Here is a 23616-nt window from a genome sequence, read left to right as displayed (position 1 = left end):
ATTCGCGTTTTACACCTGACCCCTCCCAAGGCACCCGGGCCTGATCCTTCAGGGATGACCCGGCCCCACAGAAAGCACTGTCATGAACGATCTTTTCAACCGCTATGCGACGCCCTTCATCACCGGGCTGTTTCTGGTCTCGCTGATTTCCGGTGTCGCGCTCTTTTTCCATGTCGGGCAATCGACCTTCCACGAGATGCACGAGATCCTGTCGATGGTGCTGATCCTGCCCTTCGTGCTGCATGTCTGGAAGAACTGGCGCTCGGTCACCAATTACGTCAAGCGCGCGCCGATGTGGATTGCGCTGGTCGTGTCGCTGGTGATCTCGATCCCCTTCGCGATCCCCTCGGGCGAGGGGCGGTCGGGTCCGCCGCAATTCGCGCTGGCGATGGCGGTGATGAATGCGAAAATCGCCGATGTGGCGCCGGTTTTCGGCACCGATGGCGCGACGCTGGCGGCGAAGCTGAGCGAGGCCGGGCTGAAAGTGACCGGGCCCGGGGACACGCTGGCCGCCGTCGGCACCGCCTCGGGCAAACCGGTCGAAGCCGTCGCCGCCGCCGTGCTGAGCGCCACCGCGCCCGCAAAATAAGCCCGCAAGAGGCGACGACAGGGGCCCTTCGGGGCCCCTTTTGCCGTCACGACAGCCAAAGCCGGATCAGCGCCGCCTCGGGTGTTTCCTTGCCGCCGTTTTCGACGCCCGCGGCCCACAGCGCCGCCCCGGCCGCATAGGCCCCCGGCGCCAGCCCGCCCGCCTCGCATTGGCTGACCGCGCGCAGCCGCTTGCCCGTGGCCACCGCGTCCCGCAGCGCCGCCAGAATCGCCGGATCGTTCATCACCGTGCCCGCGCCGAAAACCCGCAGCACCGCGCCATCCAGCGCCTGCAGCATCGCCGCCAAGGCCGCGCCGGGCAGACCGGGCGAGAGCGTCAGCACGGCAAGCCGCCGCGCCGGATCGAAGCGGCGGGTTTTCGGCGCGGGGCCGTGATCCTGCGGCTGGGCGCGAAAGGCGTCGCGGGCGTGGCTGTCGTGCTTCACCAGCCCCCCGGCCGCCATCAGCCGCCCGTCAAAAGCCAGATCGACCCCCATCCCGGGCGCCTGGGCGGCGGCAAGCGCCAGATCCAGGTTGCGTTCGGCATCGCCCCCCTGGCCCAGCGGCAGCATCGAACCGCACAGAACCACCCGCCGGCAGGTCCCCGCCAAAGCCTGCGTCAGCGCCGCGCCGGTAAAGGCCATGGTATCGGTGCCATGCGTCACCAGCGCGGGCAGGCCCGGATGGTCATCGAGCGCGTCGAGGATCGCGTTCCAGTCCGCCGGGCCGATATCGGCACTGTCGCGCAAAGGCGTGAAGACATGGGTCAAAAGCCGCGTTCCCGCGGGCAGGCGCGCGGCCAGCGCTGCCTCGACCAGACCGGGCTGCGGCGCCAGACCCAGCGGGCCGGGGGCCATGCCGATCGTGCCGCCGGTATGGATCAGAAGAAGGGTCATCGGTCTCTCCCAAAGCCGCGCCTTTCTTGCGCCTTAGGGCGAAGGGCCCGGCCGGGCAATAAAAAACACGCCCGAAGGCGTGGCTTTCACAGTCGAAGAGGAAGTGGCGGACCCGGAGCGATTCGAACGCCCGACCCTCAGATTCGTAGTCTGATGCTCTATCCAGCTGAGCTACGGGTCCGTCGTGGGGGGCGATGTAGCCCCGCAGGAAAACCTTTGCAAGCCCGAAAACGCGGAGATCGAAAGATTTCTTTCCGCCCCCCGGATTTCGTCCGGATTTCGGGGCATCGTTCAGACCGCGGCCTCGTCGCCCGCCAGCAGCAGCGGCCGCGGCAGGTGCAGGCGGAATTCGGTGCCGGTCTCGTCGCTGCGCTCCAGCTCCAGCCGCCCGCCGTGACCGCGCACCAGTTCCGCCGAAATCGCCAGACCCAGCCCGGTGCCGCCCTTCTTCACCCCGCCCGAGAAGGGCTGGAACAGCCGCTCGCGCGCCTTGGCGGGCAGGCCCGGCCCGGTGTCCTGCACCCGGATCCACCAGCCCTCGGCCTCGTCGCCCGCGCCGATCTCGATCGTGCCGGGCTTGCCCGTCGCCTCGATCGCCTGGCGCGCATTGCGGGCGAGGTTCGACAGCACCCGGTAAAGCTGCTCGCGGTCGGCATGGATTTCAAAGCCCGGCTGCACGTCGGACAGGAAATCGACCGCGGCAGTCAGCCCCTCTTCGCCCTCGATCACCTCGGTCACCAGCCCGGCCAGATCAAAGGGTTCGAGCCGCGGCGGCGGTTCCTCGGCGCGACCGAAAGCCAGCGTCGTCTCGCAAAGATTGATGGCGCGGCCGATCGAGCCCATCAGCTTCGGCGCCGCCCGCTGCACCGCCGGATCGTCGGACCCCTCCATCCGGTCGGCGAAAAGCTGCGCCGTCGTCAGGATGTTGCGCAGATCGTGGCTGATCTTGGCGACCGCCTGACCCAGCTGCGCCAGCCGTTCCTTTTGCCGCAGCGCCGCTGTCAGCTGATGCTGCATCGAGGCCAGCGCCTCCTCGGCCACCCGCAGCTCCTCGATCCGGGCCTCGGGGCGGATGATCGTGCGGGCATCCTCGGGCGCGGCGGCATAGGCGGCCATATGCGCCACGACGCGCTTGATCGGCACCACCATCAGGCGCCGCACCAGAAAGAACAGCAAAAGCGCCGTCACCACCGAGACCACGGCCGACAAAGACAGCAGCCGCAGCCCCGATTCGATCATCGCCAGCCGCATCGGCTGCGTGGCCAGCGTCACCTCGATCACCAGACCGCCCTTTTGCACCGGATCGCCGATCACCCGGATCACGTGATTCTGCGAATCGGCCAGAACCGCCAGCGCATCGCGGACCAGATTGACGAAGGGCTCCTCGCGCAGATCATAGGTCGCCGAGATCGGCTGCGGGATCGGCGAGGACAGCACCAGCTGGCGCACCGCATCGCGGCGCAGAACGACGTTGTAAACGCCCGCGTTGTCCAGAAGCTCCTGCTCCAGATCCGGCTCGATCATCATGTCGGTGGTCAAAAGCGCAAGCGAGGCGATCTGCGCCCGTTCCAGCCGGGTCTGCAGGTAATCCTCGCGGAAATTGGCAAGGCCCGGCAACAGGATCAGCACTTCAGCCAACACGACGAAGACCGTCGTGAGCACAAGAAACCGCCCGGAAAGCGTGTTGACCTTCATCCTGTCCCGATCGGCGGCGATCCGCCCGGGGGTCCTTTCGCCCCCCTTTGTCGCTTCGGCATTTTTCAGGAATACCAAAGCCTTTTGCACCTACATAGGGGGCGCGTGGCGGCAGCGGAAGGGCGCAAACGCCGCGCAGGCGCGGGAGGCGCAAAAAACCCGCGCGGATGAATTGACTTGTGCGGGCGATGCCCCTAAAGACCGGGCTTCAATTGCAGGGCGGCCGAATCCGGCAGGAAGTCAGCTGCCCCCCCGACAAGACAACCGGAGTATCCGCGATGAAACGCACTTTCCAGCCGTCGAACCTCGTTCGCGCCCGCCGTCACGGCTTCCGCGCCCGCATGGCGACCAAAGGCGGCCGCAAGGTTCTGAACGCCCGTCGCGCCCGCGGCCGCAAGGTTCTGTCGGCGTAAGGCTCACGGCCTGACCGATGACACCGCCGGAGGCGCCCGCGACTGACCCCGAGGGTCGGGACCCGGGAAGCCGCCCGGCGGTTTCCCCATTTCCGGGCCGGACCATCCTCATCCTGCGCAAACGCGCCGATTTCCTGCGTGCCGCCTCGGCGCAACGGATGAGCGCGCCGGGCTTTCTGCTGCAGGCGCGCAAGCGTGGCGAGGCCGACACGGCCGCCGCCGATCTGATCCGCGTCGGCTTCACCTGTTCGAAGAAACTCGGCAATGCCGTGGCCCGCAACCGCGCCAAGCGCCGGCTGCGCGAAGTGGCCCGGCTTGGCCTGCCCGCGCTTGGCCTGCCCGGCTGGGACTATGTCCTTGTCGGCCGCCCCGAGGCCACGGCCAGCCGTGACTTTGCCGCGCTGCAGGCCGATCTTGTCCGCGCCATCACCGAGATTCACGCCGGGCGCAGCCTGAAGCCGCGCCCGCTGGGCGAGGTGCCAAAGGGCCGGAGACGGGGCAAATGAGCCCCCTCGCCTTTCTCGTGTCGCTGCCCGTGCGCGGCTATCGGCTGCTGCTGTCCCCCTGGGTGGGCCATGGCTGCCGCTATCAGCCGACCTGTTCCGCCTATGCGATGGAGGCGCTCGAACGCCACGGCGCGGTGAAGGGCGGCTGGCTGGCGGCGAAACGGGTGGCCTCGTGTCACCCCTGGGGCGGGCATGGCTACGACCCGGTGCCGGGCGCCGATCCGGCCTTTGACGCGACGCGGCACAAGGATCACGACCATGCTTGACGAGGATGACACCGGCCTGCCGCCGCTGCTGGCGGGGGCGCCTTCCTCCACCGAATTCAAGAAGTTGCGCAAGCGCATCCTGCGCGAGACCCGCGACGCGATCGAGACCTATGGCATGGTCAGGCCCGGGGATCGCTGGCTGGTCTGCCTCTCGGGCGGCAAGGACAGCTACACGCTGCTCGCCGCGCTGGTCGAGCTGAAATGGCGCGGCCTGCTGCCGGTCGATCTGCTCGCCTGCAACCTTGATCAGGGGCAGCCGGGCTTTCCCGCCACCGTCCTGCCCGACTTCCTGACCCGCATGGGGGTCGCCCACCGGATCGAGTTTCAGGACACCTATTCGGTGGTCAAGGAGAAGATCCCCGAAGGTCAGACCACCTGCAGCCTGTGTTCGCGGCTGCGGCGCGGCAATCTTTACCGCATCGCCCGCGAAGAGGGCTGTTCCACCGTCGTCCTTGGCCATCACCGCGACGACATTCTGGAAACCTTCTTCATGAATCTCTTTCACGGCGGGCGGCTGGCCACGATGCCGCCGCGGCTGCTGAACGAGGAGGGCGATCTGTTCGTCTGCCGCCCGCTCGCCTTCGTCGCCGAGGCCGATTGCGAGAAATTCGCCCGCGGCATGGGCTATCCGATCATCCCCTGCAATCTCTGCGGCTCTCAGGAAGGCCTGCAGCGGGTGCAGGTCAAGCAGATCCTCGACGCGTGGGAGGCCCGCAGCCCCGGCCGTCGTCAGGTGATGTTCCGGTCGCTGATGAATGTCCGCCCCTCGCATCTGTGCGACCCGGGCCTGTTCGACTTCGCCGCGCTGATGCGGGCCGAGGCGCCGATTGCCGGGGATTTTAACGAAAACATGCCGAATTTGCGCCAAGGTTATTAACCAATCCCTGACGAAACCTGCCTAGGGTCATCCCCGATGCGAGGGGCATGCCCCTTTGGACTGGGACGAGGGCGAAAATGGTCAAATCCGCATGGAAGGGCAAGAAAACCGGGGCGAAACGCAAGGGGCCGATTCTCTTGCGCCGGGAAATGGTGGCCTTTCTGCCTGCCGTCTCGCTGGCGGGGCTCTGGTTCGGGCTCGAGGGGATGACGCTTGTCGGCGTGACCGCGCTGATCGTCGCCTGGATGAGCCGGCCGCTGGCGATTCCCGAGGAAATCGAGGAGGATGGCAGCGCCCTGCGTGCGCTGCCGCAACGCGCCGATGCCGAGGAGATGATGCAGGCCGCGGCGCAGGATGCGCAGGCGGCGGGCAAGGGCACGGCCTGTCTGGTGATCGGCATCGACGATCCGGCGGCGGTCTCGCGGCAGATGTCGCGCGCGGAATTCGAGGATTTCCAGCAGGCCGTCGGCGCCCGCATCCGCGGCGTGTTGCGCAACACCGACCGAATCGCCCTGATCGACAACGCCCGCCATGCGGCGATCCTTGCCCCGACGCACCGGCCCGATCTGGAAGGCATGATCCAGCTTGCGGGGCGGCTGCAGCAGGCCTGCGACGCGCCCTATTCGGTCAACGGGCGCAGCGTGAACATCACCAGCCATGTCGGCTTCTGCCTGATGACCCGCGCCCCCGAACCGACCGGCCCCGCGATCCTGAGCGCGGCCGAAACCGCCGCCGAAGAGGCCGCGCGCCATGGTCCGGGTTGCATCCGGGCCTATGCGCCGGACGCCCGTCCCTTCGCCCGGACGCAGGGCAAGCTGGACAGCGAAATCACCCCCGCGCTCGAAGACGGGCGCATCGTCGCCTATTTCCAGCCGCAGATCAGCACCGACACCGGCACGATTTCGGGGATGCAGGCGGTGCCGCGCTGGCTTGACCGCGACCGCGGCATCCTCGGCGAGGCCGAGATCCTGCCCGCCATCACCGCGAACGGCCTGCAGGGGCGGCTGGCGGAAGTGATGCTGTTTCAATGTTTCGGCGCGCTGCGCGAATGGGACAAGCTGCCCGCCGGACCGGGGCTTGTCAGCCTGCCGATCGGGCTTGACCATGTCACCGATCCGAAGATGTCCGACCGGCTGAAATGGGAATTCGACCGCTTCGACATGGCGCCGCAACGCGTCTGTCTGGTGCTGCACCGCGAGGTTACCGCCCGGCTCGACGACGAGGTGGTGATGCGCAACATCGCGCATTGCGCGAAGATGGGCTGCCGGATCGAGCTGGCGGGGTTCGGCACCGGGCCGATTTCGGTCTCGGCGATCCGCCGCACCGGCGCGGAACGCATCCGCATCCACCGCTCTTTCGTCACCAATGTCGAACGCGACCCGGAACAGCAGCGCCTGGTTTCGGCGATCATCTCCTTTGCCGCCGGGCTCGGGCTCGAGACCCTGGCCGAAGGCGTGGCAACGATCGGCGAACATGCGATGCTGGCGCAGCTCGGCTGTCATCACGTGCAGGGCAAGGCGATCTCGGCGCCGCTGCCGCTGGACGAATGCGCCGGATGGATGGGACGCCATGATGCGCGGCTGGCCTCGATCCCGCGGCCGGACCTGCGCCGCGGCGCCTGACCGGGCCCGGCTGCCGCTGCGACATAAGGCGGGAATCGCCGCTTGCGACAGGTGGCCGCGCGAAACCGCTTGACCTTTGGCCGCCCCTTCTGTTGAACCGGGCCGACTCCGGATCGGCAGGGGAAATGCACGCCCATGGACAATCAAAACAGGAACCTCATCCTTGCGACGGTGCTTTCGGCACTGGTGATCGTCGTCTGGACCGTCTTCTTCCCGCCGCCGAAACCGGAACCGACGGACCCGGCCGTGGCAGAGCAGACCGCGACCCCGGCGCCGACGGCCGCCCCCGTGGCCACGGCCGCGCCCGCGGTCGAGCCCGCGCCCGAGGCGCCGCGCGTCACCATCGACACGCCGGCGCTGACCGGCTCGATCTCGCTGCTTGGCGCGCGGTTCGATGACCTCTCGCTCAAGCATTATCACGAGAAACTCGACCCGGCCTCGCCGCTCGTCCGCCTGCTGGCGCCGGTCGGCGGCAGCGATCTGAATGCGGCCAAGCCCTATTACGTGGTGCAGGGCTGGTCGGCGCTTGCGGGCGTGACCGCCGCGCAGGTGCCCGGGCCGAAGACGCTCTGGACCGCCCCCGCAGGTGCGAAGCTGACCCCCGAGACGCCACTCGTGCTGACCTGGGACAATGGCGCCGGGCTGACCTTCACCCGCACCATCGCCGTCGATCCGCAATATCTGTTCACCGTGACCGATGCGGTGACGAACACCGGCGCGGCCGCGGTCAGCATCGCGCCCTGGGGCATCATCGCCCGGCACGGCATCCCGGCGGGCAACCGCGTCTATGTGCTGCACGAAGGCGCGGTGCGGATGACCAACGGCGAGCTGCAGGAAATCAAATACAAGAAGATCACCGATCTTGACGCGCTCGAGGGCGAGGGTCAGGCCGATGTGCGCAGCGCCGATACCGGCGGCTGGGCCGGGTTCACCGACAAATACTGGATGACCACGCTCATTCCGGACACCGCGCGCTTCACCTCGGTGGTGAAATACGTCCCCTCGGCCGATCTGTACCAGACTGAGACCCGCCAGCCCGCCGTCGAGATCGCGGCCGGGGCCAGCACCTCGGTCACGATGCGGCTTTTCGCGGGCGCGAAGGAATGGGAAGCGATCGCGCAATATCAGAACGATCCCGGCATGTTCGACCGGCTCTTCGGCGACAAGATCGACCCGACGCAGCCGCAGATCACCCGGTTCGTCGATTCGATCGACTGGGGCTGGTACTACTTCCTGACCAAGCCGATGTTCCGGCTGCTGCACTGGCTGCATGCGGTGCTGGGCAACATGGGCTGGGCGATCATCGCGCTGACCGTGATCATCAAGCTGATCGTCTTCCCGCTGGCGCGGACCTCCTACATCTCGATGGCGAAGATGAAGGAAATCCAGCCAGCCATGGAGGCGCTGAAAGAGCGCACCAAGGATGACAAGCAGGCGCTGCAACGCGGCATGATGGAGCTTTACAAGCGCGAAAAGATCAACCCCGCCGCGGGCTGTCTGCCGATCCTGCTGCAGATCCCGATCTTCTTCTCGCTCTACAAGGTGATCTACGTCACGATCGAGCTCTACCACGCGCCCTGGATCGGCTGGATCAAGGACCTTTCGGCCCCCGATCCGTCCTCGATCCTGAACCTGTTCGGCCTCTTGCCCTATGCGACGCCGGAACCGGGTTCGCTCTTGTTCATCTTCAGCCTTGGCGTGCTGCCGATCCTGCTGGGCATCTCGATGTGGTTCCAGCAAAAGCTGAACCCCGCGCCCACCGATCCGAGCCAGGCCGCGATCTTCGCCTGGATGCCGTGGATCTTCATGTTCATGCTGGGCGGCTTCGCCTCGGGGCTGGTGCTCTACTGGATCGCCAACAACGTGATCACCTTCATCCAGCAATATTCGATCATGTCGCTGCACGGCAAACGGCCTGACCTGTTCGGCAACATCATCGCCGGGTTCCGCAAGAAGACCGCGGAAGAACCGCCGAAGAAATGACCGGACGGCTGACCCATATCGTCCGGCATCCGATCAAGTCGATCGGCTACGAGGACATCGAAAGCGCGCCCCTGATGCAGGGGCGCGTTCTGCCTTTTGACCGGGTCTGGGCGGTGTCGCATCAGGCGGCGAAATTCGACAGCCCCCTGGGCGCCTGGGCGCGCAAGATGAATTTCCTGCGTGGGGTTGCCGCCCCGAAGCTGATGGCGGTGCAGGCCCGGCTGCGCCCCGACGGGCAGCTTGACCTCACCCATCCCGAGCGCCCCGCCCTGACCGTCGATCCCGACCGGCCCGGGGATCAGGCGCGGCTGATCGACTGGCTGACCCCGCTCTGGCCCGAGAGCCGCCCGGCGCCGCGCGCGGTCGAACGTGTCGAGGGGGTCGCGCTGGCCGACATGGCAGAGCCCTATGTTTCGCTGCTGTCGCTCTCGTCTCTCGGAGCACTTGGTCAGGCCGCCGGGCGGGAAATCTCGCGGCACCGCTTTCGCGGCAATCTCTGGGTGGAGGGCTGGGCCCCCTGGGCCGAGCGGGATCTGGTCGGCAAACGGCTGCGCCTTGGTGCGGCCGTGCTGGAGGTGGCAATGCCGATCACCCGCTGCCGGGCCACCTGCACCGATCCGGCGACGGGGACGGAAGATCTTGAAATGCTGGACCTGCTCGAGCGCCTGCACGGCGACTGGCATTTCGGCTGTTATGCGACGGTGATCGAAAGCGGCACCATCACCCTTGGCGACCCTGTGGAGGTGCTTTGATGCAGATGCAATTCACGCTGGCCCCGGAGCCGGAGCAAGAGGCCCGCGAACGCGGCCGGTTGCTGTTCGCGGCGCAGGTGCTGTTTCTCAAGGGCGTCGTCGCGATGGCGGGCCTGCCGCCCGCCGACCGGATCGAGGTCTGTTTCGCGGGCCGCTCGAACGTGGGGAAATCCTCGCTGATCAATGCCTTGACCGGGCGCAAGAACCTTGCCCGCGCCTCGAACACGCCGGGCCGGACGCAGGAGATCAACTTCTTCACCACCGAGGGCGGCCCCTATCTGGTCGACCTGCCCGGCTACGGTTTCGCCGAAGCGCCGGTGGCGATCGTGAAGAAGTGGCAGGCGCTTTTGAAATCCTACCTCTCGGGCCGCGCCACCCTGCGCCGCGCCTTCGTCCTGATCGACGCGCGCCACGGGGTGAAGGCGGTCGACGAGGAAATCCTGCAGCTTCTCGACCGCTCCGCCGTGACCTTTCAGGCGGTGCTGACCAAGGCCGACAAGATCTCCAAGGCCGAGCTGGAGCGGGTGATCGAACAGGTCAAGGGCGCGTTGGCCAAACACCCGGCAGCCTATCCCGAGATCGTCGTCACCTCCTCGGAAAAGGGCGAGGGCATCGAGACGCTCCGCGCGATCATCGCCACGCTGGAATAGGGGGGCACAGCCCCCCTGCCCCGCCGGTCAGACGTGCTGCCCCGCGTTCACTTCGATTTCCGTGCCGGTGACATAGCTTGACGCATCCGAGCACAGGAACCAGATCACATCGGCCACCTCGCGCGGCTGGCCCAGACGGCGCAGGGGCAGGGTCTCGACGATCTTTTCGGTGCCGGGCGAGAGGATCGAGGTCTCGATCTCGCCCGGGGCAATCGCATTGACCCGCACCCCCATCGGCCCGAAATCATGCGCCATTTCCCGCGTCAGCGCCTTCAGCGCCGCTTTTGAGGTCGAATAGGCCGCCCCCGCAAAGGGATGCACCCGCGAGCCCGCGATCGAGGTGACGTTGACCACCGCGCCCTTGGCCGCCGAGAGTTCGTCCTTCAGCCCGCGGGCCAGCACGATCGAGGCGAAGAAGTTCACATGGAACACCTGTCCCCAGGTCCGCAGATCGGTGTCGATGGAATTCAGCCGCGCGCCCCCCGGCCCCTTCGGCGAAATGCCCGCATTGTTCACCAGCGCATGCAGCTTGCCGCCCAGCCGCGACTTGATCTCGTCGATCGCCTGGATCGTCGCATTCGGATCGCCCAGATCGAGCTGGATGTGATCCTCGCGCCCGCCGCCCCAGGGGCATTGCTCGGGGAAGGGCTGGCGCGAGCAGGTGATGATCCGCCAGCCTTCGCGTGCGAAACGCTTCACCGTGGCATGGCCGATCCCGCGGCTCGCCCCTGTCAACAGCAACACCTTCCGTCCGTCCATGCCCGTTCTCCTGCTTTTCCCCTTCGATGTAATCACCGGCGCGGGAATGGCAATGCCCTTGGCAGTCGGGCCGATTGGTTCTAACAAAGTCCGGACTTCCCCGAGGGCTTCCGATGAGAAAACAGACGATGGACCGTGACTGGATCGCCACCGCGAAGACGCTTTCCGAGGCGCTTCCCTATCTGCAGCGTTACACCGGCGCCGTCGTCGTGGTGAAATTCGGCGGCAATGCCATGGGCGACGACGAGGCGATGGCGGAATTCGCCCGCGATGTCGTCTTGATGAAACAGGTCGGCATGAACCCGGTCGTCGTGCATGGCGGCGGGCCGATGATCAACGAGATGCTGGCCAAGCTCGGCATCAAGTCCGACTGGGTCCGCGGCAAGCGCGTCACCGACAAGGCCACGGTCGAAGTGGTCGAGATGATCCTCTCGGGTCTGGTGAACAAGCGCATCGTGCAGGCGATCAACGATCAGGGCGGCCGCGCCGTGGGGATCTCCGGCAAGGACGACGATCTGATGGTCTGCGAGGCGGATGACCCGGAACTCGGCTTCGTCGGCAAGCCGGTCGAGATGAACGTGCAGATCGTGCGCGACCTTTACGGCGCCGGGCTCATTCCGGTCATCGCCCCGGTGGCGACGGGCGTGAATGACAACGAGACCTTCAACGTCAACGGCGACACCGCCGCGGGCGCCATCGCCGGCGCGCTGCAGGCGGACCGGCTGCTGCTGCTCACCGATGTCGCGGGCGTCAAGAACAAGGCGGGCGAGGTCATCACCCAGATGAGCCCCGACGAGGTCCATGCGCTGATCGAGGATGGCACGATCTCGGGCGGCATGATCCCGAAGGTCGAAACCGCGCTGAAGGCGGTCAAGGAGGGCGTGCGCGCCGTGGTCATCCTCGATGGCCGGGTGCCGAACGCCTGCCTTCTGGAGCTGTTCACCGAACACGGGGCGGGCTCGATGATCCGCTCGACGCTGACGCGGGTGAAGCCGCGCCGCCGGTGAGCCTGCCGCTGGCCCTGACCGAGGCGCTGGCCGCGGAGCATCTGTTCGTGGCGGGCCTGACCGCCGCGGGCGCCGAAACGATCCTGCTTCTGTCCCCCGACGAGCCGGGCTTCTGGGATCATGTCACCGCGCAGCCGGAATTTGCCGATGGCCGCCCCGATCCGCTCGACCGCTGGTCGAAACGGGCGATCGGGGCGCTTGCCACGGCCTTCGGCGGGCGCGCGGTCTTTCCCTCGGACGGGCCGCCCTACCCGCCGTTCTTTGCCTGGGCAACCGAGTCGCAACAGGCCTTTCCCTCGCCGGTTCAGATGCTTGCGCATGCGCGGATGGGGCTTTGGACCTCGTTTCGGGGGGCTCTGGCGCTGCCGGAACAGCTTCCCTGCCCCCCTGCGTCAAAACACCCCTGTTCGGGCTGCGCGGCGCCCTGCACGACGGCCTGCCCCTGCGGCGCCCTGTCGGCAAAGGGCTATGACGTCCCCGCCTGCCATGCGTTCCTTAACACCGGGGAAGGGGAAAACTGCCTTTCCGCCGGATGTCTTGTCCGGCGCTCTTGCCCCCCGGGTCAAAGCTATGGCAGGCTGGAGGCTCAATCCGCTTGGCACATGAGGCACTTCCACAGATGACCCCCACCGGACACCGTCGCCTGATCCTCACCCGCCATGCGAAATCGAGCTGGGACGATCCCCTGATGGCCGATGCCGACCGCCCGCTGAACGCCCGCGGCCGCACCGCGGCGCATGAGCTGGGCGATTTCCTCGCCTCGCGCGGGCTGGAGCCGGAAGAGGTGCTCTGCTCCCCCGCCACCCGCACCCGCGAGACCTGGGACGGCGTCGCCTCGGCGGTGATCGAGACCCGGCCCGACGTGCATTACATCGACAGCCTCTATCAGGCCACGCCCGAGACGCTGCTCGCCGTGCTGAAAACCGCGACCGCGCCCACGGTGATGCTGATCGCGCATAACCCGGGCATCGCCGAATTCGCCGCCTCGCTGCCGTCGCGGCCGAATTACGACCCGGATTTCCGCAAATATCCGACCTGCGCCACCCTCATCGTCGATTTCCAGATCGACGACTGGTCGCAAGTCGCCCCCGGCCAGGGCTCGATGCTCGATTTCTTCCTCCCCGCCAGCCGCGGCAAATAAGAAGGGCAGCCCAAAGGCCGCCCCCTTTATCTTGCCCCAAATATCCCGGGGGTGTGGGGGCAGCGCCCCCACCCTTCAATGCCCCAGAATCTGGCTCAGGAACTGCTTCGTCCGCTCCGATTGCGGGTTGCGGAAGAAGTCATGCGGGTTGTTCTGCTCGACGATCTGCCCGTCGGCCATGAAGATCACCCGGTTCGCCACCGCCTGGGCAAAGCCCATCTCATGGGCGACGCAGAGCATCGTCATGCCTTCCTCGGCGAGCTGGATCATCGTATCCAGCACTTCCTTGATCATCTCGGGGTCAAGCGCCGAGGTGGGTTCGTCGAACAGCATGATCTTCGGCTTCATGCACAGGCTGCGCGCGATCGCCACCCGCTGCTGCTGCCCGCCCGAGAGCTGGCCGGGGTATTTCTGCGCCTGTTCCGGGATCTTCACCTTTTCGAGGTAATACATCGCGGTTTCCTCGGCCTCGCGCTTGGGCACCTTGCGCACCCAAATGGGCGCCAGCGTCAGGTTCTCGAGGATCGTCAGATGCGGGAACAGGTTGAAATGCTGGAACACCATCCCGACTTCGGACCGGACCTTGTCGATGTTCTTCAGATCCGAGGTCAGTTCGATCCCGTCGACGATGATCTTGCCGGACTGGTGTTCCTCCAGCCGGTTGATGCAGCGGATCATCGTCGATTTCCCCGAACCCGAAGGTCCGGCAATCACGATGCGCTCGCCGCGATGCACCGTCAGGTTGATGTCGCGCAACACGTGGAACTGGCCGTACCACTTGTTCATCTGGCTGATCTGGATCGCGATCTCGTCGCTCACCTGCATGTGGCTGCGGTCGACCTGGTGGTCATAGCTGGGCTCTGACATGAGCGCCTCCTTAACGGTGGTCACGTTTCAGCTTGCGTTCGAGATACATCGAATAGCGCGACATGCTGAAGTTGAAGAGGAAGAAGATGAGGGCGACGAAGATATAGGGTTCCCAATAGGTTCCCTTCCAGGCCATGTCGGACCGCACGACGTTCGAAATGCCCTTGAGCGGGTCGAAAAGCCCGACAAAGGCCACCAGCGTCGTATCCTTGAAGAGCCCGATGAACGAGGACACGATCCCGGGGATCGAGATCTTCAGCGCCTGCGGCATGATGATCAGCCGCTGCGCCTGCCAGTAATCCAGCCCCAGCGCATCGGCGGCCTCATATTGGCCGCGCGGCAGGGCCGCCAGACCGCCGCGGATCACCTCGGCGATATAGGCGGCGGCAAACAGCGTCACCAGGATCACCACCCGCAGGATCAGGTCGAAATTCGTCCCCGGCGGCAGGAAGTATTGCAGCAGCAGCGAGGCGGTGAACAGCAGCGTGATCAGGGGCACGCCGCGGACGAATTCGATGATGCCCACCGACAGCGATTTCACGATCAGCATGTCGGATTGCCGACCGAGCGCCAGAAGGATGCCGAGCGGCAGCGAGACGACGATCGCCGTCACCCCGATCACCAGCGCCAGCAGGAAGCCGCCGAACTGGTCGCTGTCCACCTCGGGCAGGGCCAGCGGCAGGGCGGATTGCAGCGCCGCCTCGATCGGCGCCGCGGCGTAAAGCCAGAACAGCGCCGCGACCACAAGACCGATCCCGGCCGAGACCGGCACCCCCAGTTTCGGCGCCAGCGCGGTGAACAGCAGGCCGAGGATCGCGAAGCCCGCCAGCACCGAGACCGGCCCCCAGATCGGCCCGCCCCACAGCAGCCAGAAGGCCGCCAGCGGGTAAAGCAGCGTGCCCCAGATCAGCTTGCGCGGCAGCGCGTCGAACAGCACCGGCGCCAGCGCCAGGAACAGCCCGGCAAAGGTCACGAACAGCCGCCAATATTGATCGACCGGGTAAAAGCCGAACAGGAACTGGTTCCAGCGCACCCGGATGACCGCCCAACAGGCGCCGGTGGCCTCGGGCCCCCAGCGTTCGGCGATGATGGCGCGGCATTCGGTCAGCGAATTCGCATTCCAGACGCCATGCAGCAGCCAGGGCGCCGCCGCCTGCACCAGCCAGACCGTGGCCAGCAGCCCAAAGACTGTCAGCGCGGTGTTGAGCGGGCCCGAGAACAGGTTCTCGCGCATCCATTTGATCGCGCCGACCTGCGACACGGGGGCGGGGCGCGGCGCCAGCATCTCGGTGCGCACGAAGGAGGTGTCACTCATCTCAGCGCTCCTTCAGCTTGATCGATTTGTTGTAGAGGTTCATCAGGCTTGAAATCGTCAGGCTGATGGTCAGATAGATCAGCATCATCAGAAGCATGCATTCGAGTTCCCGGCCGGTCTGGTTCAGCGTGATGCCGCCCAAAGTGCCGCGCAGGTCCATGTAGCTGACGGCGATGGCCAGCGACGAGTTCTTCGTCAGGTTCAGGAACTGCGAAATCAGCGGCGGCACGATCACCCGCAGCGCCTGCGGCAGGATCACCAGGCTCATGGTCCGGCCCGGGCGCAGACCCAGCGCATAGGCGGCCTCGGTCTGGCCCCGCGAGATCGCCTGAATCCCCGCCCGGACGATTTCCGCGATGAAGGCCGCGGTATAAAGCGTCAGCGCGATCAGCAGCGCGGTGAAGGAATGCAGCATCTGGAAGCCGCCGGTGAAGTCGAACTTGGTGATCTGGGGGTAGTCCAGGTGGAACCCGAGACCGTAAAGCAGCGCGGAGATCGGCGCGAACAGGATCAGCAGGCTGGGCCACCAGGTCGTGGGCCGGGTGCCGGTCGCCTCCTGCACCGCCTTGGCGCGGGCCATGAAGCGCCGCCAGCCCCAGAAGGAGGCCGACATCACCGCGAGGATCGCCAGCGCATTGAGGCTGACGGGCAGGTTCCAACCCAGATCGACCACGCCCAGCGAATGGTCGAAGGCGGGGGCGGGCAGGTTGGTGCCGCGGTTCGTCACCGCGACGGAATCGAAAAACCACATCGAGGCCTTGGGCTCCTCGCCCGCGGCCTTCATCGCCTCGGTCAGGCGGAAGTCCTTTGGCACCGGCCGGGTTTCGGCCAGGATCGTGCCCATCAGCAGGATCCACAAAAGCAAGGGAATGTTGCGGAAGGTCTCGACATAGACCGTCATGATCCGCGCCACGAGCCAGTTCTGCGACAGCCGCAGCACGCCGATGATCGTGCCAAGGATCGTCGCCAGGATGCAGCCCAGAACCGAGACCAGCAGCGTGTTCAACAGCCCCTCGATCAACGCCCGGAAATGGGTGTCGTCGTTCGAATAGGGGATCAGCGTCTGCGCCAGGTCGTAGCCCGCCCGCGTCCAGAGGAAGCTGAAGTTGAAGTCCTTGCCCTTGGCTTCAAGGTTCACATAGGCGTTGTTCAGAAGCCAGACGAGCCCGGCCAGAAACAGCAGCAGAACCACGATCTGGATGGTGATCGAGCGGAACCGCGTATCGTAAATGAGCATCGAGAGCCGAAAGCCAGCTTTCGGCGGGTCACTTGCAAGTGCCATGGTTTTCCCCTGTCCGGTCTGCCCCGCGGCTTTGCGCCGACTGCGTTCGGGACTTGTGCCCCGACAGACCGTCCTTGAAATGCAGAATGCGGCCGGGGCTTTGCCCGGCCGCATCGATGGATCGGATCAGCGGAACGGCGGGGCGTACATCAGCCCGCCCTGGGTCCATTGCGCGTTCAGGCCGCGGGCCAGACCGATCGAGGTCGAGGCGCCGATATTGGCCTCGAAGACCTCGCCGTAGTTGCCCGAGGCCAGGATCGCGCGCTTGGCGAAATCATTGTCGAGACCGATCTTCTTGCCCATGTCACCTTCGAGGCCGAGCAGGCGGCGGATTTCCGGGTTCTGCGTCGAGGCGGCCACTTCTTCCAGGTTCGCCTTGGTGATGCCGTATTCCTCGGCGGCGACAAGCGCGTAGAAGCTCCAGCGGACGATGTCGCCCCAGTTGTTGTCGCCATGACGCACGACCGGGCCGAGCGGTTCCTTCGAGATGATCTCGGGCAGGATCACGATATCGGCGGCATTGGGCAGCGTCGCGCGCGACGAGGCCAGGCCCGAGGCGTCGGTGGTGTAGCTGTCGCAGGCGCCGGCGGCGAATTTCTGCTGGCCTTCCGCGTCATCGGCGATGTTCACCGGCGTGTAGGTCATGTTGTTCGCCTTGAAGAAATCGGCGAGGTTCATCTCGGTGGTGGTGCCGGTCTGCACGCAGATCGTCGCGCCGTCGAGTTCCTTGGCCGAGCTGACGCCCAGCGACTTGTTCACCATGAAGCCCTGACCGTCGTAGTAGTTGACGGCGACGAAATCGAGCGCCAGCTCGGTATCGCGCGAGAAGGTCCAGGTCGAGTTGCGCACCAGCACGTCGACTTCGCCCGAGGCCAGCGCGGTGAAGCGGGTCTCGCCGGTCAGCGGCACGTATTTCACTTTCATCGGATCGCCCAGCACCGCCGCCGCGACGGCCTTGCAGACCGCGACGTCAAAGCCCTGATAGACCCCGTTGGCATCCGGCGCGGCGAACCCGGTCAGGCCGGGGTTCGAGCCGCAGATCAGCTGGCCGCGGGCCTTGACGTCATCCAGCGTCGAGGCCGACGCCGCGCCCGCCACGAGGGCGGCCAGTGCGACCGAGCCGAAGAATGCGGATTTTTTCATGTTTACCTCTTCCTGAGTTGCCGCCGTTGCGGCGGTGAGTCTGCCCTTGACGGGTCTGCAAGTTCTGTGCCGATCATCACCGGCTGACCGAGTTTGCGCAAATACCCCGGAATTGGTCAAGACGTCTGAGTAATTTTCAAGGTCGCAACCGCCCATTCGCCGGGCAAATGCCCGTATCGCGCGCATCGGGAAGAGCGCGCAGGCGTCCCGGGTCGGGTTTCAGGCGGTATGCCGCAGTATCCAGAATCGCCCGGCGTGGATCAGCGCCTCGCGCTTCAGCGCGGCCATCTCGGCGGCTTCCTCGTCCGCGCCCCATTGCGCGATCTGCCAGTCCTCATCGATGCGCGACAGCCGCCAGGCCTCTTCGGCGGCGATCTCGCCCTCGGCGACAGCCAGGCCCAGCACCAGCGAGCCGGTGATGCCGACCAGATCATGCAAAGCCGCCAGTTCCCAGATGTCGCAGGCGGCGACCCGGGACGCCAGCGCGGCCTGCGCCTGTTCGGGCTGCGCCACGGGCAGCACGCCCGCGGTCACGGTCAGCCGCGCCTGATAGCGGCTGTCCGCCCAATCGAGCCAGCGGTCCCAGGCCGCAGCCTGCCGCGCCACCAGCTCCTCGGGCATCTTCGCGCGGTAGCACAGAAGGTCGGTCTCGCCATAGGCCGCGATCAGCGCGGCCACCTCGGCCTGCTGCGCCCGCACCTTGTCGAGCGCGGCATTGGCCGAGCGCGTCACCGGCATCGTCGTCGGATCGATCTTTGCGCCCTGCGCCTGCCATTCGGCGGCGACGGCCTCGGCCATGGCCTGCGTGGGCAGAACCAGCGCCGCCTTGGCCGGGGTCTTCACCGCGCGCCCATCGAGCTTGACGGTGAAGCCGCCCTCGCAGGGCTCGACCGTGGCCGATTTCCAGAACCGTTTCGCGCTCCAACCACTCATGCAAACCTCTCCTGCAGGGCCTGTTCCAGCTCGGCGAAACTTTCGACGATCCGCCCGGCCCCGGCCTTTTTCAATTCGGATACCGGGTGATAGCCCCAGCTGACGCCGATCGTCGCCACCCCGGCCGCGCGGCCCATCTCGATGTCGAAGGTGGTGTCGCCGATCATCACCGCATCTTGCGCCTCCACCCCGGCTGCGCGGAGCGCCTCCAGCACCATCGCGGGATGCGGCTTTGACGGATGGTCATCGGCCACCTGCGCCGAGGTGAAAAGCCCGTCGAGCCCGTGATGGGCGATCAGCGCCGTCACGCCGCGCCGCGACTTGCCGGTGGCGATGGCCAAAAGCAGGTCCTCGCGCCCGGCCAGATGCAGAAGACAATCCTTGGCGCCCGGGTAAAGCGGCGCGGGCGAGGCGGCGCGGCCGGTGAAATAGCTGGCCTTGTAGGCCGCCACCAGCGCCGCCTGCGTCGCCGCATCGGCGGCGGGGGCCAGTTCCGCCATCGCCACCGGCAGCGACAGGCCGACGATCGCCAGCACCGCGTCGCGCGGCGGCAGCGGCAGGCCGACGGTGCGGAACGCCTCGGTCATCGCGGCCAGGATATGCGCCTGACTGTCGCTGATCGTGCCGTCGACGTCGAAGATCGCCAGTTTCATCGATCGTCCTCGAACGGGTCGAGCGGCGCTTCGCCCTCGATCCAGCCCAGCGTCTTCCAGGTCCGCACCATGTGATCGGGCAGCGGCGCGGTCAGGGTGATGCGTTTCTTCGTGATCGGATGGTCAAAGGAAATCGTGCGGGCGTGCAGATGCAGCTTGCGCGAGATCTCTCCGCCCAGTTGCGAGCCCCAGCCGTCGCCCAGATTTTCCTGCCCCGAGCCGCCATATTTGCCATCGCCGACAATCGGATGACCCAGTTCCGCCATATGCGCGCGCAGCTGGTGGGTGCGGCCGGTGATCGGCACCAGCCCGACCCAGCTGACGCGCGAGCCGAGCCCGTCGATCACCGCGAAATCGGTGGTGGCGCGTTTCGCATCGGGCGTCGCATCGACCTTGGACGGATGGATGCAAAGCATCTTTTCGCCCTCGCCGCCGCGGCCATGGCCGGGGGCCTTCACCAGACCATAGCGAATCGTGCCCTTCTTCGGGCTGGGCACCCCCGCCACCGCCGCCCAATAGATCTTGCGGGTGGTCTTCAGCCGAAACGATTCGGACAGCGCCCGGGCGACGCGGTCGGTGCGGGCGATCAGCAGCACCCCCGAGGTGTCCTTGTCGAGCCGGTGCACCATCTTCGGCCGGTCCTTGTAGCCGAACTTGAGCGCCTCAAGCAGGCCATCGACATGCCGGTCCCCCTGCCCCGAGCCCCCCTGCGAAGGCAGCCCGGCAGGCTTGTTCAACGCGATGATATGCTCATCCTTCCACAGCACCGCGGCCTGGATCATCTTCTCGTCGGCGGGCGAGATCTGCGTGGCGTCCCGCCGCGCTTCCGACCGGCTTTCGGGCGCCTTCGCCCCGGCCTCGGGCAGCGGCGGCACGCGAACCTCCATGCCGGGCCCGATCCGGTCGCTGGCCTTGACCCGGCCGCCATCCACCCGCAACTGCCCGGTGCGGCACATCTTTTCCACCGCGCCCTGGGTCAGCACCGGGAATTTCTTCTTCAACCAGCGGTCGAGACGGCTTTCGCCCTCGTCCTCGGTCACCTTGATCAGTTGCACCGAACTCATGCGAAAAACCCCCGTGCGAACGCCATGCCCGCGAAAAGTGCTGCCAGACCCAGACCGACCGAGCCCAGCACATAGACCGCCGCCGTTCCGATTTCGCCGGTCTCGACCAGCTTCGCCGCATCGAGCGAAAAGGCGGAAAAGGTGGTGAAGCCGCCCAGGATCCCGGTCATCAGGAAGGGGGCGAAGCGGGTGCCGCCCTTCATCGCCAGCACCACGACCAGCACGCCCATGGCAAAGCTGCCCAGGACATTGACCGTCATCGTGGCATAGGGAAAGCCGTGGCCCACAAGCCGCGGCAGGGTGATGTTGACGAGATAGCGCAGCGCGGAGCCAAGGGCACCGCCAAGCGCGACGAAAAGCAGGGTCTGGATCATCCGGCCTCCTTTGCCCCCCGCGCCGCCAATGTCAACTGCCGCGCTTTTCGCGCAGCTTCGCGAACCAGTCGACGCGCTTCTTCAGCTCGCGTTCAAAGCCGCGTTCGACCGGGCTGTAAAAGACCGGCCGCTTCATCCCCTCGGGGAAGTAATGCTGCCCCGAAAACCCGTCCTCGGCGTCGTGGTCATAGTGATACCCCGCGCCGAAGCCCTGTTCCTCCATCAGCCGGGTGGGGGCATTCAGGATATGTTTGGGCGGCGGCGCCGAGCCGGTCTTGCGGGCGGCTTCCCGCGCGGCCTTGTAGGCGACATAACCGGCGTTCGATTTCGGCGCGAGCGCAAGATAAATGACCGCCTGCGCCAGGGCCAGCTCGCCCTCGGGCGACCCCAGCCGTTCATAGGTTTCCCAGGCATGCAGGCAGAGCGTCTGCGCCTGCGGATCGGCCAGCGCGATATCCTCCACCGCCATCCGGGTCAGGCGCCGGGCGATGAAACGCGGATCCTCGCCGCCCTCGAGCATGCGGCAATACCAGTAAAGCGCGGCATCCGGGTCCGATCCGCGGACGGATTTGTGCAAGGCCGAAATCAGGTTGTAATGGCCGTCGCCCGATTTGTCGTAATTCGCCGCCCGCCGCATCAGCCGCGACGCCAGCGCCTCGGTGTCCAAGGGCGCCGGAAGCTTCCAGGCCATCACCTGCTCGATCAGGTTCAAGGCGGCGCGGCCATCGCCATCGGCCATTTCCAGAAGCGCTTCCCGCGCCGGGGCCTTCAGCGGCAGGGCCCTGCCCATCGCCTGTTCCGCCCGTTGCGCCAGCCGTTCCAGATCGGCCAAGCTGAGCCGTTCCAGAACGATCACCTGCGCCCGTGACAGAAGCGCGGCGTTCAGCTCGAAACTCGGGTTTTCGGTGGTGGCGCCGACCAGAAGGATGGTGCCATCCTCCATATGCGGCAGGAAACTGTCCTGCTGCGCCTTGTTGAAGCGGTGGATTTCGTCAACGAAGAGCAGCGTCCCCCGCCCCTGCCCCATCCGCAGCTTCGCCGCATCAAAGACCTTGCGCAGCTCCGGCACGCCGGAAAAGATCGCCGAGATCTGCACGAAGGCGCGGTCGCTCTCATGCGCCAGCAGCCGGGCAATCGTCGTCTTGCCGACGCCGGGCGGGCCCCAAAGGATCACCGAGCCAAGGGATCCCGCCGCCAGCATCGCCCCCAAAGGCCCCTCGGGGCCAAGCACATGGGTCTGGCCGATCACCTCGGACAGATGCTGCGGACGGATGCGGTCGGCCAGCGGCCGCGGGGCCTCGGCCCCCTTGGGTGCGGATGTGTCGAACAGATCGGGCATGGCGGCCCCACCCTAGCCCCCCCTGCCGCGCGGCGGAAGGGGCGATTGGCGGGGCCGCCACCGGGCTTAGCCCCGGATCAGTGCAGCTTCGCCATCAGGTCGATCGAAACGCATTGGTAATCGCCGTCGCCGATGAACACCACCGGCCCGATCGGCTGCGCAACCAGCCCGCAGCGGCGATACCAGCGCGGCCAGCTTGCCGCGCTGATCGCCAGAAGCCGCGTCGCCCCCTGATCGCGCGCCGCCTGCACCATCGCCTCGACCAGCTGGAAATGCACCTTGCGGCGGTCCTGCATCGGGATGTCATGCGAGACGAACACGCGCGAGTTTTCCCAGACCTGCGGATCGACAGGTGCGGGCTCCCAAAGCAGGTCCTGCGGGATCGATCCGCCCAATGTGCCCTTCTGGGCATCGCGAATCATGTAGCTGTAAATGCCGCAACGCGCGGTGGAGGGGGTCAGCCGGAGCCCGGCGTGAACCTGACCGTCGTCATGCACCGCAACCCAGCGGCTTTGCGGCGTGTCATACTGGTCGAATTCCATGCCAAGAGCCTCGGGAAGCTCCCAGCGGTTTTGAATGATGAAACTTTGCCGCCTTGCGCGAAGGATATTGGCGAAAAGCTCGCCGTGGTTGTGCATGTTGGCAAAGGAAAGTGTGGTGGTCTGCATCGGTCTACTCCGGGTTGGGAAACGGCCCGGAAGTGACCGCTGCGAGGACCTACAGCAGCCGGTACTCCTTCGCTCTCTGGATTGCTTCGGCCGTGGTTCTGGCCATCAGGCGTTCGCGTGCCGACAGAAGACGCGCCTTGAACGCAGACTGCGTGATGCCAAGCTTCGCAGCAGCAGCAGCATGTCGATCCCCGGCAGCGATGCACCGCAGGGCCTCGATCTGGGCCTTGGTCAGGCCCTCCGGCGGCTGCGCCAAGTCATGCAGACGCCGGATCTGTTGCGAGATCAGATCGATCTCGTCGTCCCGGAACTCGCGGTCCCGCAGGGTAAAAGACGCAATCGTTCGCGAGGTGACGGGACCGCAAGACACGGTCACCCCGTAATTGAGCCCGAATCGCCGCGCCTCGCCCAGAATGTTGAACGGGTCCGGCAGGGTGAATTCGCTCCAGCGGCAGGCCCCCTCTTCGGAGAAGCCCCAGGCGATCGTCGGATCGCGCAGGGCATAGGCCTGCCGGGTGTAGTGATCTGTCCACGCCTCGGGATAGGTCTGGAATTGCATGATCGGGGCGGCGAAACGGATATGCAGGCCGATGAAATAGCCATCCGTCGCGACGCGACCGATTTCCCGCAGACACTTGTTGATTTCGGTGTGTATGGACATGTCTTTTTAGACAGGTGCCACCGGAAAAGATCAACCGGGAATTGCCTCCGGCGGGGTGGTTTTTGCTGAAATCGGCGCCATTACGGGCAGATTGCCGCCAAGTCTCGCCCTGCGGTTGCGCCGCCCGCAAAAACGAAAACCCGCCCCGAGGGGCGGGCTTCC

Annotated in this window: 26 protein-coding genes and 1 tRNA gene; 12 read left to right on the top strand and 15 right to left on the bottom strand. The window is 66.2% G+C overall.

All coding sequences use genetic code 11. From position 1 onward, the window contains the following. Positions 1 to 82: 82 nt before the first annotated feature. The gene (locus RCAP_RS01810) at positions 83 to 589 is read left to right on the top strand and encodes a hypothetical protein (protein ID WP_013066098.1); all 507 of its coding nucleotides are present in this window, start codon (positions 83 to 85) and stop codon (positions 587 to 589) included. Positions 590 to 635: 46 nt separating this feature from the next. Here the strand turns inward: RCAP_RS01810 and RCAP_RS01805 are convergent, their stop codons facing one another. The 3 genes from RCAP_RS01805 to RCAP_RS01795 form a co-directional block, all read right to left on the bottom strand. Beyond that, positions 636 to 1484 carry an asparaginase domain-containing protein gene (locus RCAP_RS01805; protein ID WP_013066097.1) on the bottom strand — a complete coding sequence of 283 codons (849 nt, stop codon included), beginning with the start codon at positions 1482 to 1484 and terminating at the stop codon, positions 636 to 638. A 104-nt stretch (positions 1485 to 1588) separates the two neighbouring features. Further along, positions 1589 to 1665 (bottom strand) — tRNA-Arg (locus tag RCAP_RS01800). A 110-nt stretch (positions 1666 to 1775) separates the two neighbouring features. Further along, a complete protein-coding gene (locus RCAP_RS01795; protein ID WP_013066096.1) occupies positions 1776 to 3179 on the bottom strand; it encodes a sensor histidine kinase in 1404 nt (467 codons plus the stop codon). A 278-nt stretch (positions 3180 to 3457) separates the two neighbouring features. Between RCAP_RS01795 and rpmH the strand changes: the two genes are divergently transcribed. The 8 genes from rpmH (at position 3458) to yihA (ending at position 10248) form a co-directional block, all read left to right on the top strand. Next, the gene (gene rpmH, locus RCAP_RS01790; protein ID WP_013066095.1) at positions 3458 to 3592 is read left to right on the top strand and encodes a 50S ribosomal protein L34; all 135 of its coding nucleotides are present in this window, start codon (positions 3458 to 3460) and stop codon (positions 3590 to 3592) included. Positions 3593 to 3609: 17 nt separating this feature from the next. Continuing rightward, positions 3610 to 4098: a ribonuclease P protein component gene (rnpA, locus tag RCAP_RS01785; RefSeq protein ID WP_013066094.1), complete on the top strand. Its 489-nt coding sequence runs from the start codon at positions 3610 to 3612 to the stop codon at positions 4096 to 4098. Then, on the top strand, positions 4095 to 4364 hold the full coding sequence (yidD, locus tag RCAP_RS01780) for a membrane protein insertion efficiency factor YidD (protein WP_013066093.1): 270 nt from the start codon (positions 4095 to 4097) through the stop codon (positions 4362 to 4364). Before rnpA ends, yidD begins: the two co-directional genes overlap by 4 nt. Continuing rightward, positions 4357 to 5241 carry a tRNA 2-thiocytidine(32) synthetase TtcA gene (gene ttcA / locus RCAP_RS01775; RefSeq protein ID WP_013066092.1) on the top strand — a complete coding sequence of 295 codons (885 nt, stop codon included), beginning with the start codon at positions 4357 to 4359 and terminating at the stop codon, positions 5239 to 5241. Before yidD ends, ttcA begins: the two co-directional genes overlap by 8 nt. 77 nt (positions 5242 to 5318) lie before the next feature. Then, on the top strand, positions 5319 to 6863 hold the full coding sequence (locus RCAP_RS01770) for an EAL domain-containing protein (protein ID WP_013066091.1): 1545 nt from the start codon (positions 5319 to 5321) through the stop codon (positions 6861 to 6863). A gap of 135 nt (positions 6864 to 6998) precedes the next feature. Beyond that, positions 6999 to 8846 (top strand): membrane protein insertase YidC, encoded by a 1848-nt coding sequence (yidC, locus tag RCAP_RS01765; protein ID WP_013066090.1) that lies wholly within the window; start codon positions 6999 to 7001, stop codon positions 8844 to 8846. Beyond that, positions 8843 to 9598: an MOSC domain-containing protein gene (locus RCAP_RS01760; RefSeq protein ID WP_013066089.1), complete on the top strand. Its 756-nt coding sequence runs from the start codon at positions 8843 to 8845 to the stop codon at positions 9596 to 9598. Before yidC ends, RCAP_RS01760 begins: the two co-directional genes overlap by 4 nt. Then, positions 9598 to 10248: a ribosome biogenesis GTP-binding protein YihA/YsxC gene (gene yihA, locus RCAP_RS01755; RefSeq protein ID WP_013066088.1), complete on the top strand. Its 651-nt coding sequence runs from the start codon at positions 9598 to 9600 to the stop codon at positions 10246 to 10248. Before RCAP_RS01760 ends, yihA begins: the two co-directional genes overlap by 1 nt. Positions 10249 to 10275: 27 nt before the next feature. On the opposite strand, the gene RCAP_RS01750 is transcribed toward yihA, so the two are convergent. Further along, positions 10276 to 11007, bottom strand: a complete 732-nt coding sequence (locus RCAP_RS01750; protein ID WP_013066087.1) for an SDR family oxidoreductase — start codon at positions 11005 to 11007, stop codon at positions 10276 to 10278. A 128-nt stretch (positions 11008 to 11135) separates the two neighbouring features. Between RCAP_RS01750 and argB the strand changes: the two genes are divergently transcribed. The 3 genes from argB to RCAP_RS01735 are packed head-to-tail and all read left to right on the top strand — an operon-like array spanning position 11136 to position 13155. Then, positions 11136 to 12014, top strand: a complete 879-nt coding sequence (gene argB, locus RCAP_RS01745; protein WP_031320811.1) for an acetylglutamate kinase — start codon at positions 11136 to 11138, stop codon at positions 12012 to 12014. Continuing rightward, positions 12011 to 12637, top strand: a complete 627-nt coding sequence (locus tag RCAP_RS01740) for a hypothetical protein (RefSeq protein ID WP_013066085.1) — start codon at positions 12011 to 12013, stop codon at positions 12635 to 12637. The genes argB and RCAP_RS01740 overlap by 4 nt, the downstream gene beginning before the upstream one ends. Next, positions 12634 to 13155 (top strand): SixA phosphatase family protein, encoded by a 522-nt coding sequence (locus tag RCAP_RS01735; protein ID WP_013066084.1) that lies wholly within the window; start codon positions 12634 to 12636, stop codon positions 13153 to 13155. The genes RCAP_RS01740 and RCAP_RS01735 overlap by 4 nt, the downstream gene beginning before the upstream one ends. A 75-nt stretch (positions 13156 to 13230) precedes the next feature. Here the strand turns inward: RCAP_RS01735 and RCAP_RS01730 are convergent, their stop codons facing one another. The 11 genes from RCAP_RS01730 to RCAP_RS01680 all read right to left on the bottom strand — a co-directional run bounded on the left by RCAP_RS01730 (position 13231) and on the right by RCAP_RS01680 (position 23454). Further along, entirely contained in the window at positions 13231 to 14022 is a 792-nt protein-coding gene (locus tag RCAP_RS01730) for an amino acid ABC transporter ATP-binding protein (RefSeq protein WP_013066083.1), read from the bottom strand. Positions 14023 to 14032: 10 nt separating this feature from the next. Next, positions 14033 to 15337 (bottom strand): amino acid ABC transporter permease, encoded by a 1305-nt coding sequence (locus RCAP_RS01725; RefSeq protein WP_013066082.1) that lies wholly within the window; start codon positions 15335 to 15337, stop codon positions 14033 to 14035. A gap of 1 nt (position 15338) precedes the next feature. Next, a complete protein-coding gene (locus RCAP_RS01720; protein WP_013066081.1) occupies positions 15339 to 16619 on the bottom strand; it encodes an amino acid ABC transporter permease in 1281 nt (426 codons plus the stop codon). A gap of 126 nt (positions 16620 to 16745) precedes the next feature. Then, positions 16746 to 17762, bottom strand: a complete 1017-nt coding sequence (locus RCAP_RS01715; protein ID WP_013066080.1) for an amino acid ABC transporter substrate-binding protein — start codon at positions 17760 to 17762, stop codon at positions 16746 to 16748. Between the two features lie 219 nt (positions 17763 to 17981). Then, a complete protein-coding gene (locus tag RCAP_RS01710; protein ID WP_013066079.1) occupies positions 17982 to 18695 on the bottom strand; it encodes an ATP12 family chaperone protein in 714 nt (237 codons plus the stop codon). Continuing rightward, the gene (locus tag RCAP_RS01705; RefSeq protein ID WP_013066078.1) at positions 18692 to 19348 is read right to left on the bottom strand and encodes an HAD-IA family hydrolase; all 657 of its coding nucleotides are present in this window, start codon (positions 19346 to 19348) and stop codon (positions 18692 to 18694) included. Before RCAP_RS01705 ends, RCAP_RS01710 begins: the two co-directional genes overlap by 4 nt. Then, positions 19345 to 20412: an RluA family pseudouridine synthase gene (locus RCAP_RS01700; RefSeq protein WP_013066077.1), complete on the bottom strand. Its 1068-nt coding sequence runs from the start codon at positions 20410 to 20412 to the stop codon at positions 19345 to 19347. The genes RCAP_RS01705 and RCAP_RS01700 overlap by 4 nt, the downstream gene beginning before the upstream one ends. After that, positions 20409 to 20786, bottom strand: coding sequence for a fluoride efflux transporter CrcB (gene crcB / locus RCAP_RS01695; RefSeq protein WP_013066076.1), 378 nt, complete (start codon positions 20784 to 20786; stop codon positions 20409 to 20411). Before crcB ends, RCAP_RS01700 begins: the two co-directional genes overlap by 4 nt. A gap of 31 nt (positions 20787 to 20817) precedes the next feature. After that, entirely contained in the window at positions 20818 to 22125 is a 1308-nt protein-coding gene (locus RCAP_RS01690; protein ID WP_013066075.1) for a replication-associated recombination protein A, read from the bottom strand. Between the two features lie 77 nt (positions 22126 to 22202). Then, a complete protein-coding gene (locus RCAP_RS01685; protein ID WP_013066074.1) occupies positions 22203 to 22793 on the bottom strand; it encodes an acyl-homoserine-lactone synthase in 591 nt (196 codons plus the stop codon). 49 nt (positions 22794 to 22842) lie between these two features. Continuing rightward, positions 22843 to 23454, bottom strand: coding sequence for an autoinducer binding domain-containing protein (locus RCAP_RS01680; RefSeq protein ID WP_013066073.1), 612 nt, complete (start codon positions 23452 to 23454; stop codon positions 22843 to 22845). Between the last annotated feature and the right edge of the window lie 162 nt (positions 23455 to 23616).

The sequence above is a fragment of the Rhodobacter capsulatus SB 1003 genome (assembly GCF_000021865.1).
GTDB classification, from domain to species: Bacteria; Pseudomonadota; Alphaproteobacteria; order Rhodobacterales; family Rhodobacteraceae; genus Rhodobacter; species Rhodobacter capsulatus_B.
Note: the sequence above shows the minus strand (reverse complement) of the source record. Positions and strands in the feature narration are given on the sequence as shown.